Annotated in this window: 5 protein-coding genes and 1 pseudogene; 2 read left to right on the top strand and 4 right to left on the bottom strand. The window is 41.0% G+C overall.

Translation table 11 applies throughout. The features are described from left to right. Nucleotides 1–35: 35 nt before the first annotated feature. The 4 genes and pseudogenes from P4S61_RS12055 to P4S61_RS12040 all read right to left on the bottom strand — a co-directional run bounded on the left by P4S61_RS12055 (nt 36) and on the right by P4S61_RS12040 (nt 8,503). The gene (locus P4S61_RS12055) at nt 36–2,687 is read right to left on the bottom strand and encodes a DUF2339 domain-containing protein (protein ID WP_337118329.1); all 2,652 of its coding nucleotides are present in this window, start codon (nt 2,685–2,687) and stop codon (nt 36–38) included. A 106-nt stretch (nt 2,688–2,793) separates the two neighbouring features. Next, nucleotides 2,794–4,158 carry a hypothetical protein gene (locus P4S61_RS12050; protein ID WP_182797574.1) on the bottom strand — a complete coding sequence of 455 codons (1,365 nt, stop codon included), beginning with the start codon at nt 4,156–4,158 and terminating at the stop codon, nt 2,794–2,796. A gap of 203 nt (nt 4,159–4,361) precedes the next feature. After that, entirely contained in the window at nt 4,362–5,684 is a 1,323-nt protein-coding gene (locus P4S61_RS12045; protein WP_182797573.1) for a metallophosphoesterase, read from the bottom strand. Between the two features lie 48 nt (nt 5,685–5,732). Further along, nucleotides 5,733–8,503: pseudogene (locus P4S61_RS12040) on the bottom strand (TonB-dependent receptor). 335 nt (nt 8,504–8,838) lie between these two features. On the opposite strand from P4S61_RS12040, the gene P4S61_RS12035 reads away from it, so the two are divergent. Together P4S61_RS12035 and P4S61_RS12030 are read left to right on the top strand one after the other, a co-directional pair. Next, a complete protein-coding gene (locus tag P4S61_RS12035; protein WP_182731521.1) occupies nt 8,839–9,759 on the top strand; it encodes a GGDEF domain-containing protein in 921 nt (306 codons plus the stop codon). Beyond that, nucleotides 9,756–10,781, top strand: coding sequence for an AraC family transcriptional regulator (locus P4S61_RS12030; protein ID WP_182731522.1), 1,026 nt, complete (start codon nt 9,756–9,758; stop codon nt 10,779–10,781). Before P4S61_RS12035 ends, P4S61_RS12030 begins: the two co-directional genes overlap by 4 nt. Nucleotides 10,782–10,849: the final 68 nt, after the last annotated feature.

The raw sequence follows: 10,849 nt of genomic DNA, 5'->3' as shown, positions 1-10,849 counted from the left end.
CCAACAATCTTATTGGGTGTACTGCTTGAGTTAAATTACCCCGCTGGTGCTTTACTCCTGAGCTTTTGAAACAGCCAGCTTAGGCCAACGAGCGACAGGCCTAAACCAATAAATGATACAGCTTTGAGCAAGCCGGTCAGGCTTGCCATATCAATTAAGAATACCTTCACGATAACCGCGCCGAGAATGCCTAAGCCGACTTTTTGTAGTAGCAACTGTTGTTTTAAATGCCCGGTAATGACCACCAACGCGCCAAGTAATAACCAAATGATCGAATAGCTGTATAGCTCGGCGTCACTGGTCGCTTTATCAAGATAAATGAACCCGCCTTGCCAATATTGGCGGATCAATGTGTTGATAGCTAACACTGCTAATAAGCCTGATGCACCCAGTACTATTTGACTAAACTTAGCATTAAGTGGTTTAACTAATTTAGCCAACCACAGTGTAAGAATACTTGGTACGAGCCAGGTTAATAACAGCCAATTAAATAATGGCATTTCACCAACGTAAAGGCGTATAAATAGTGGATTTTCATACAATGCTGTACTTATCAACAACAAGCCAGCGAGTCCCGCAAGTGCAAGCCCTGCAATGCGATAAAGTTTACCCAGTTGCCCTGCGCTGCGTGACCGATGCAAATAAACGCAGCCAAGTGCTAACCAATTACAACTGAGTAATACCTGCTCATAAAAGCTTAAAGAAGTAAGCTGTGGATAATGCCCGACTAGTTGATAGCTGGTCTCGGTGGTGATAAATAATGCTAAGCAATGTAATGCAGCCCCTTCGAGCCAAATTTTCATATCTGTTTGTTGCCACTGTTTTGCGGCAAACCAAAATAACCCAACCGCTGATGGATACACAATTGCGCTCCAATGCATTGAAAATATGGTTAGATCAAAATAATGTGCCGTCCACGGTGCAAAGGTTAGCCTTGCCAGCACCACAGCCACCAGCACTTTAATAGGCCAATGCGGCATAGGCACATCATGGCGTTTCACCAGATAGCTAATAACCAACACTTGAGCAGCCAGTGCGAGGGTTAACCCGCTATCGGCTAATAACATAGTTAAACAAAGAGTTATATTAGCATTAGCGCCAACCCAATAACTAAACTGCTGCCATTGAGTGTGAGCTGTTTGTGCGCGTTTAATTAATACACCACTCGTAACTAGCAACAATACAGTCCATAGCGGATACGCAACGCCTAAGCCTTGCTCGGGTGTTATAGTATAGAGCGTTGCAATCAAGGTAAACACACTAAACGCAGCCACTAAATGAAACATTAAACGTTTATAGTAACGCGCGCCAAAATAAAGCCCGTATAGACAAAGCCCAACCGCGAGTAATAACCCTACGCCATACATTTCCCTAAATACAAACAAATGATCATTGCTATCGACACTATAACGTTGTTGGCTAAAGACTAATAACATCGCAACCACTAACGCCAAACCTTGCCAAAGATCCCAACGACTATTTTGCAGCACTAAAAATAACAGCATGACGATTAAACACACCATCACAATTTGCCATTGTAAGCTCACTGCCTCTGCCATTATCGTCAGCAATAAAGGAATTACTATCGCTAGCAATAACGGATGATCCGGCTGTAATTTTAATAATCTCTGTAAACTATGTGGGCGATATTCTAATAAACGCAAAGTTAAACCTAATCGTGCAATGGCAATTAAACCAATAATAGAGAGCAGTGCAAAACCACCAACAATCCAATATTGCTGCGTATTGATTACACTCAGTGCCACCCAATACCAACCTATATGCCCAGCCCATAGTAAATACCACAACCAATTACGTTTTACTTTTTGCGCCACTAATACCGCAGCAAAAGTAACAAAGCCAATGTACATCAATAACGCCATTAAGTTACCACTGCCAGTATTAACCCAAATCGGCACGCTGTAAGCGCCAACTATGCCAAGCACGGCCAATAAAGTCCCTAAACGCAGCGCCATAGAGCTTGCAGCCAGTGCAATTACTGCCAGCATCACAAACGCCACGGTTGGGCTTAACATGGCATAGCTTGAATAAGCTAATAACGTTAATGCAAAGCAGCTAATAAACCCGCCACCTGCAAGTGCTGCAGGCACGTAATTATTAAAGCCTTCGAAGACAATACCTTTTCTATGTAAATACTCGGCACCGGCAATTAATGCGAGACCAAATAAGCCCCCTAAGGTGAGTCGTAAGCTTGGTGATAATAAGCCGGCATCAAGACTGTATTTTGCTAAAAATATCCCCCCAAAGGCCAGCGCGACGCCGCCAATCCAGGTCATCCAATTTTCTTGGAACTGTGTTTTTAATTTACTAAAGAATATATCAATAACTGAGGGAGAAGCTTGTTTCTGGCGAGAAGTTGTTATTATAGTCGGTGCGGTGTTTACGTATTTTTTTACCGGTGGTTGCTGATGTAAAATTGCCTCAGCTTGGGATGATCGTTCTAGCGTAACCGGATGCTCTACTTGCGGCTCAGTTATATTAGCAGCAATGTCTCGCGGCACTTGATGCTGCCCGGTATTGTCTACCATGACTCCACGCAGTTGTTTTTTTAATATCGCAATATCTTGCTTTAACGTACTTATTTGCATTAAAGCAATAAGACCGGCAATAGAGCCTGCGACTACAACTAACGATAAAATGACTATGAGCCCTAAAATATCGTCCATTTTTCAATCCTTGACTGCTTTTAATATTCCCTTATAACGTAAAGTGTATTGAAAATATACCCAAAAATCTCAGCCTCGCTATTACGAGGCTGAAATTAAAGTAAGATTACTCTACCGAATCAGTAACCGTTCGCTCTAGCGTCATTTTATAGCCAGTGCTGGTTGTTTCATCATGCTCAAGAATTAATATGTAGTTACCTTCTTGGCTAAAGTCCATATCGCCTTGTTGCATGAGTACAATTTGCTGGCCATTATCTTCATAAAGCACATAAGTGGTGTAAATTTCATTATCGACAACCTGATCTTCTTGATCATACTGATCGATGCCATCAATAATATTTTTAGCATCATCTACGGTTTCACCATTGAGGGTAAATACCACATCAACGTCAGTAATATTTTGCCCCGCGTAACTATCAATTAAATTAACGACTGTCACCTTATGACTGTAGCTACTTGGCGTTAAGGTTTCTTTTACTGTCATCATTCGCGGGCCGTAATCTTTATCTTTATAAAAAACACCAACATTACTTTGCTCGCGCTCAAGGGTTAGTAAAAAGTTATCAACAATTGCATTTCCTTGCTCATCTAACATAGCAATACTGTAACTGTTTGGAGCAAGCTCAATGTAGTTTGAGTAGCTGTCATTAGCGGTTACTTGCGAAGTGCTGCTTGCGCTCCCCCGCGTTGCACTAAAGCTAGTTTGCGGGTAATCATCAATAGTATTGATAAAACGCAATTGCCCTTGGGCATTTTGATGTTTGAGCGTGGTTACGGTATTGCTTGAAGTAACGAGATCTAGCGTAATACCATGTTCTTCAGTGGCGTAACTTGATCTGATCATCGCAACATAACTGGCATCATCATTTAGGTAAATCGAAGCAGACTCAAATAGCACATCAGTACTGCCGCTTTGAGTTAAATACAGTGTGTAATATCCTTCATCAAAGCTTTGCAGTGCCAGTTCGTTTAAATACCGTGGTGATGCAATTAACTCAGCGGTTTCAAATAAGCCATCATCATTTGCTAAATACACATCAAAACTAATGTTTTCTCCGGCAATATTAAAGAAGCCTAAATTAACAGCCCCTTCATCACTGCCGGTTGGTACACTTAACTCACTGAATGTTGGCTCTGAAAAATCGCCATCCATCACCCATAATTGGGTCATGTCGTCTTTTACCGAAACTGCTTTTTCACTGATCGTTATATAACTGTCGTTTGCATCAAGGTACTTAAAGCTCACATCATAGTTATTAGTACTGTAATTATGACGAGTGGTAACGCCACCAAAATCAGTGCCTGAACGCTCAGCATCGTCGATAAATAAACGGGTGTACGGGCTATTATAAGAGCCATTGTATAATTGGATATAACCACTTTTACTCGAGCTTGAGTCATCGCCAGAGCACGCAGTAAGGGTTGCAAGTAAAGAGGTTGTTAGTGCAGTTTTAAATAACGGGCTACGCATGGAATCAATTCCTTATTGTTAATAGTTTGAATTTGACCATTAACAAAAGCAATAATTCCATAATTTACAAAGCATTACCTCCACTTACAAATATTTACGTAACCGTAAATAAATGTACAAAGATGCAAAAAAATGCACAGTTTTACACATTAAAACAACAAAAAACCAGCGTAGTTACACTGGTTTTTATGCAGAATATAAGTTTATCGAGTGCGTTTAGAAAAACTAAAACTACCTTCATCAATAATACTGCCAGTTAAATCTCGTGGCGTGGTATAAAAGCTCACATCTAGCTTATTGGCTTGATTATCCAAACTGATGTGACTAAACCCCCATACAAAGCTTTTTGACCAAAGCAAATCATATTCAGGGTATTGGCGTTCTTGAAACTGTGCAAACGGGGTATGTTTACCACGCATTTTAGACGCAGCGCCAGAAATGATCAGCGGCAATTTGCCAACGCTATTACCGGTATCAAACTTTGAGCAATCATCGGTTAGTAACTCTAAGTCATGCTCGTGGCCGGCAATATAACCATCTGCATATTTGCAAAGAGTTGGCATTAGTAATTTACGCAGTACGTGGCCTTCACTATATTTAGTGCCCCCAATTGACCATAAAATATGATGCCCATAAACCAGTTTCCATTTAGCAGTCGAGTTTGCAATGCCTTGTTTAAGCCATATAAGCTGAGCTAGGTCTTCATCGTTTTGTGGCCCTTCATGGGGGTCATGTACTTCAAGATCTGCGCGGCCATCACGTATTGCTTGTTGCTCATCTGCTTCACTGCCATCTGGGTTTAGCGGCACATCATAATAACTTTGCCCTGCCAGTAACATATTGGTATCGAGCACAAAAAATTCTACATCGTTACCTGGCTCACCCATTTTGTAGCTATAGTAGCCTTTTTCGTCTAGGTAAAAGTTCGCTTGCTCTGCCATCCATTGCGTTTGTACCGCTACGCCTTTGCGCGAGCTTTTCCAATCATGATTACCTAATGCGGAATACACCACTAAATTAGGCTCAGCTTTAAATAATGGCTCAAGCGGCGCATACACTAAGTCGTGTAAACGTTTTTGGTCGTCTTTACCATCATTAGCATCGGCACCATCAGGGTATACGTTATCACCGAGCTGAATAGCAAATTGGCACGCTTTTGTTTCACACAATTTTGCCATTGCGATCCCCACAGCCTGAGCGCCACCTTGCTCTGTAGCAATCTCAGTGCCTGGATAAATATATATTGGTGCATGGTCAAATTCATCGCGAGGGCGATAATCCTCTAACCAATCAGCAAGCTCTGCGGCTATAAACTGTTGCTTGTTTTTAGGGTTGGTTATGTGTTTAGTTTTTGGATAGTCAACATGATAACCACCATCACCAAAAGCTAAAAACTCAATCTTGTCGGAGGCTTTGTTACTGATACTTGCGACGTCAGTACTGCTTTGTTTGTTACTTTGAGCTGTACAACCCACCGTTGCTAAACATGCGGTTAGTGCAATATATAAAATAGTTTTATTAATCATAATATCCTCAACAATGAGCCTACTGTTAAGCAGGCTCATATGTTCACCTTACAAAGAAGATAACGTAAAACCTAGCTCAAATGTACGACCGTAAGATTCGTACTGGTAGTTGTAACGTTTTTCGCCGTGGTACAAGTACATTGGCTCATCTGTTAGGTTGGTGGCATTGAAATACACGTTGATATTATCGTTTAAGTAATATTTACTGCTGAAATCCAATTGCATGTGGCTATCTTCATAAACCGCCATATCAGCATCATCAAACTGGAAACTCTCACTCTTATATGATGCGCTTAAACGAGTGCTAATAGCATTATTTTCAAAGCCCACAATGATATTTGCCACTGTGTCTGCTTGATTTGGTAATTTTTCATCCGCATCAATAAAGGTTCCGTTTGCACCAAGCACAAATCCTGATTTAAAGGTTTTGTTCCAGTTTAGCTCGATCCCCGTTAATGACGCTTTACCGCCATTAACCATTTGCACTACTTCGTCAAAACCATCCCAATCACCGTTATCTTGTACTTCTTGTTGAATAATAAAGTTGTCGATGTCTTTATAGAAAACACCAGCAGATAACACCCCAATGGAACCTGGGTAATATTCGATTGATGCGTCTAAGTTCATTGATTCATAAGGGTCAAGAGCTGGATTACCGACTTCAGCTTTACGCTCTGTAACCATTACGCCTTCATCTTCAACTGTTTCAGTTTCAATTAATTGGTAAGCGGCCGAATCGCTAAAGGTTGGCCGCGCGATAGTATTGGTATAAGCAAAACGGGTCACTAGTTTATCGCTGATGTTATAGCGTAAATTTAAGCTTGGTAAAAAGTAGTCATAATCTTTACTTACTTGCCAAGGCGTTGTGGTAACCGTTTCTGTATCACTTACTTTATCGACTACTAAGTCAACTTGGTTACCTTGCGTTTCAAACTTAGTACCTTCATAACGCACGCCCGCGACAACATGTAACTTATCAATATCCATACTAACCATCGCATAAGCGGCGGTAATATCTTCATTACTTACATAACTTTGACCATCAGATTCAACTTGTGACTCATTAATATTGAAAGCAAACGCCTCTTTATTTTTTCTCACAAAGGCTTGAATCGCGCCGCGATCAAGGCCCGGTCCAAAACTTCCCAAATCAAAGTCAGGTGCAGGCGCGACAAAGTCGCTACCAAGAGCATCTAAAAAGTCGCCATCATAAATAGCAACCTTTACATCATTACGCTTTTCGCGATTTTGATGTTTGAAACCAAACTTAAATTCACCATTATTATTTTGCCACACAAAATCACGGCTGAAGTCGAGTTTAAAGCTAAGCTCTTCGTCTTCACTAAGGTTATTGGCCGCTTCAATTTTATCCATCTCAAACAGGCTTAAATCGTGGGCATTAGTCGATTGGCTTAATAATGGAGTATCAACGCGCGCAATGTAGCCCATATCAATATCTTTACCAGCAAAGGTCACATCTAAGCGGTTTGGCTCTTTTTCTTCTGATTTAGAATAACCAACATTATATTCAACAAACCAATTATCTAATTGATTTTCACCACCAAGTACCAGTGAAAGAATACTTTGTTCTTCATAACGGTCTTTGGTATCGCGGTCCATTTCTGCACCACTAAAGTTTGCACCGCTCTCGTTGCTATCTAATAGTTTGCCATCGCTAAACTTATACTCATTACGTTGGCGATACTCATCATCAGAAAAGTCACTATATAGTGTGCGTAAATAATATTTATCAGTGGCGCCGCTGTGTAAATCTAAATTAAGTGCTGCACCTAAACGCTCACGGGTAATTTGATACTGGCGTTGCTCAATTTCTTCAGCGCCAAATAATGAGACCTTGTCGCCAGTTGCTGCATCTTCAACATCAAATTCACTCCAACCACCGTCGGTCTCCATATTACGTGAACCAAAATCACGCTTAAACCACGAAATAGCTGTTGCTACACCTAGATCAAGACCACCATCAAGCTCATAAACATTAGTGTAACTACCTGAAAGCTTCGGGCTAGTTTTTGACTCTAATTCGTTATATGAGCCCTGTGCAGTAAAACTATAGCTTTCACCTGCTTTATCAAAGGCACTTAAGCTTTTACTTCGATAGAGCCACCAATAGCACTGGCATCCATGTCTGGGGTAACAGTTTTACTTACTTCTAAACTTTGAATTAGTTCACTTGGCAATACATCCATCGCCACAGAGCGAACACCGGCCTCAGGCGACGGCACATTTAAGCCATTAACCGTAACGTTGTTTAAATTTGGATCAATACCGCGAATACCAACAAATCGCCCTTCACCTTGGTCGCGAGCGATAAAAATACTCGGTAAACGCTGTAATGCTTCTGCTGCGTTTTGATCAGGGAACTGGCCAATCGAGTCTGCACTGACTACCGATTTTAAATTAGTTGCGTTTTTTTGGCGGTTAATTGCGCCTGCTTGGCCAGCACTTTGGCCATAAACAATGATATTGTCGATGGCTTCTTGTTGCTCACCAATTATAATTTGTTGTGTAAAAACTTGTGAATCAACCACCGTAATTTTTTGTTCTACCGAGGGGGCACCAATGTAATCAACCACTAGGGTGTAATCACCCGCTGGCAACTTATTAAATGAAAAAGAACCATCGCGGTTACTTACCGTATTTAAGTTTAACTCTTTAACCGATACTTTCGCGCCGCCAAAATACACACTTTGGCTGGCATCAGTGATGCGACCTTGCACACGACCATCCGCTAAGGCTGGGGTCGCATATAAAATACCACAACACGCTAATGCAATACTCGATTTGATAAAAGGGTTCATAATTGTTCTCTTGGTTGCTGCTAATGATTTTGATTGTTTACTTGGCCATGCTTGGCTCGCAGCAACACCCTAAGGGGCAATCATGAAAGAAATATGTCAGTACCCGTTACGTCCTTGATAATTAGCCATTGTAAGGGCATTTTAAGTAGTTAAATACGGCAAAATGAGCTGATTTGACCCCCTGTTTTTATGGTTTTTTAATTCAAAAATCAACAATAATCCGTTTGAAAAGTTGCCAACGTAAAAAATATGTCATCACTGTGAGCTAATCTGACCCTAGTGGTGTTTAAGCTGTTTGCTTATTCTGCCTATCAAATATACCTATTGAGCTGACAATGAATTTATCGTTTTTAAAATTACATCGCTCATTACTGCTTATCTTAGTGGTGATGTTAACCAGCGTATTAACCCTGACACTTAGCTACGGTCACTATAAAGGCCATAGCCAGATCGATTGGTTTGATGTAGGTGGCGAAGGCGGTATTACTGCCATGACCCTGCTGTGGATCTTTTTTATTCTATTAAGTAGGCCAAAGGGACGAGTAACTAACTTATTATTCTCAGGCCTTGCGATTATGAATCTATCGATGACCCTCGATTTTATTGATGAATTTGTATATTACAGCAATGAACAAGCATGGCTCAGTACTATTGAATCCATTCCTGCACCATTTGGGATGATTTTAATGACCATGGCTTTGTATCATTGGCACCAAGAGCAAATGACCATTAATCAACAATTACGTAATCGCGAGCGCTTTTATCGAGAGCATCAACTCAGTGATGCTATCAGCGGACTAGCTAGCGCCGATTATATGAAAAGCCAGATCAGCCGCGAGCTAAATTTGCTCCACCATAGCCTGCATGGATTTTCATTACTGATGTTAGATATTGCTCAGTTTGATCGGTTTAATCGTCAATTTGGTGATGCAGAAGGCGATAAGCTGTTACAAGAGTTTGCTCAAGTGATCACCTTGAATGTACGTGAACAAGATTTAGTCTGCCGTTACGCCAGTGATTGCTTTATTGTCATGTTGCCCAATACCGAACTCGCTGTCGCAGAGCAGCTAAGCGTATCGTTAGTCAGTGCTTTAGAAGCGTTTTCGTTTAATAGCAGCGACAAAGCAGTGAGCTACAAACAAAAAGTACACACCAGTTTAGTAGCCGCAACGCACCGTGATTCGACCTCTGGTTTACTCAGTCAATTGCATCAAAAATTACTAACGAACAAAAACTTACATGGACATACTGCGTGAGTGCAAGCCTTAGTAACAGCAGTTATATCGACTCTCCTTATCAAGGTTTACAGTCATGGGCAGCGCAATTAGTTGATTTAGCCAAACACCGAGGGGTACACCCTGATAAGTTACTCAAAGGAACTCGATTATTTTATCAAGATTTTGCAGCTGGAACGGCTTCGATCAGTGTTGAGCAATTTTATCGATTACAAGAAAACTGTCGTCAATTTGATAATCAACACCAACTCAGTTTTTTACTAGGGCGAAAACTACTTAATCACAATCCGTTATATAGCGCATTTTCTCAAGCAGAAAGTTTACGCACACTGCAAAAACTACTCACACGCACTCCTTTGCATGGCTTTAACTTATTTAATGCCGAACATAAATACCACCAAGGCCGACATTACTTCATTATCAACCTCAGCTTCGGGGCAATAAATGCAGCCGTAGAACAATTTTGCTGCGAATTATTTGCCAGTTTTATCGCTGCAACATGTAAATGGCGAATAGGTAATAACAGTGATTTATGTTTTTCGTTTCCCTATGCGCAGCCCTCACACATAGAGCAATATCAAACTAACCTACAAGCCAACTGCAAGTTTTCACAACAATTATTTATGGTCAGTATTAGTGATGAACTTTATAACAAACACTTAATAGATAGCTGTCCGAGCCTGCTGCAGCAATCATTAGCAACCATAAAGCAGCACCCTTTACCCGCTGCGCCTTGGCTGCAATTAGTGCGCAATCATATTAGTGCTCAACCACAACAAAACCTCGAAACAGTTGCCCAGCATTTCGCTATGAGCCCCGCCACTTTTAAGCGAAAACTAAAACAACATCATACTCGTTTTAGCGCCTTGCAAGATTGTATCAATCGCCAAACCGCGGTGTTTAATATCGCCACTTTAGCGCAAAGTAACGAAACCCTAGCAGGCGAACTTAACTTTAGCGACTTAACTAACTTTCGCCGCGCATTTAAACGCTGGACTGGGACGACTCCCTCACAGCTGAGAGAATTGATTAACGAACATTAAGTTAACACTTGTAATTAAAGTCCCGCAAATGTACCTTATTAATTGAAATATCGAAATAAGGAAGATCG

It is taken from the genome of Pseudoalteromonas sp. B160, from assembly GCF_037162485.1.
GTDB lineage: Bacteria > Pseudomonadota > Gammaproteobacteria > Enterobacterales > Alteromonadaceae > Pseudoalteromonas > Pseudoalteromonas rhizosphaerae.
The sequence above is the reverse complement of the archived record's forward strand: the minus strand, read 5'-3'. Positions and strand labels throughout refer to the sequence as shown.

Bases quoted from the DNA above. Each gene is read 5' to 3' on its own strand.
- P4S61_RS12055 (WP_337118329.1), bottom strand. From the start codon at position 2,687: ATGGACGATATTTTAGGGCTCATAGTCATTTTATCGTTAGTTGTAGTC.
- P4S61_RS12050 (WP_182797574.1), bottom strand. From the start codon at position 4,158: ATGCGTAGCCCGTTATTTAAAACTGCACTAACAACCTCTTTACTTGCA.
- P4S61_RS12045 (WP_182797573.1), bottom strand. From the start codon at position 5,684: ATGATTAATAAAACTATTTTATATATTGCACTAACCGCATGTTTAGCA.
- P4S61_RS12035 (WP_182731521.1), top strand. From the start codon at position 8,839: ATGAATTTATCGTTTTTAAAATTACATCGCTCATTACTGCTTATCTTA.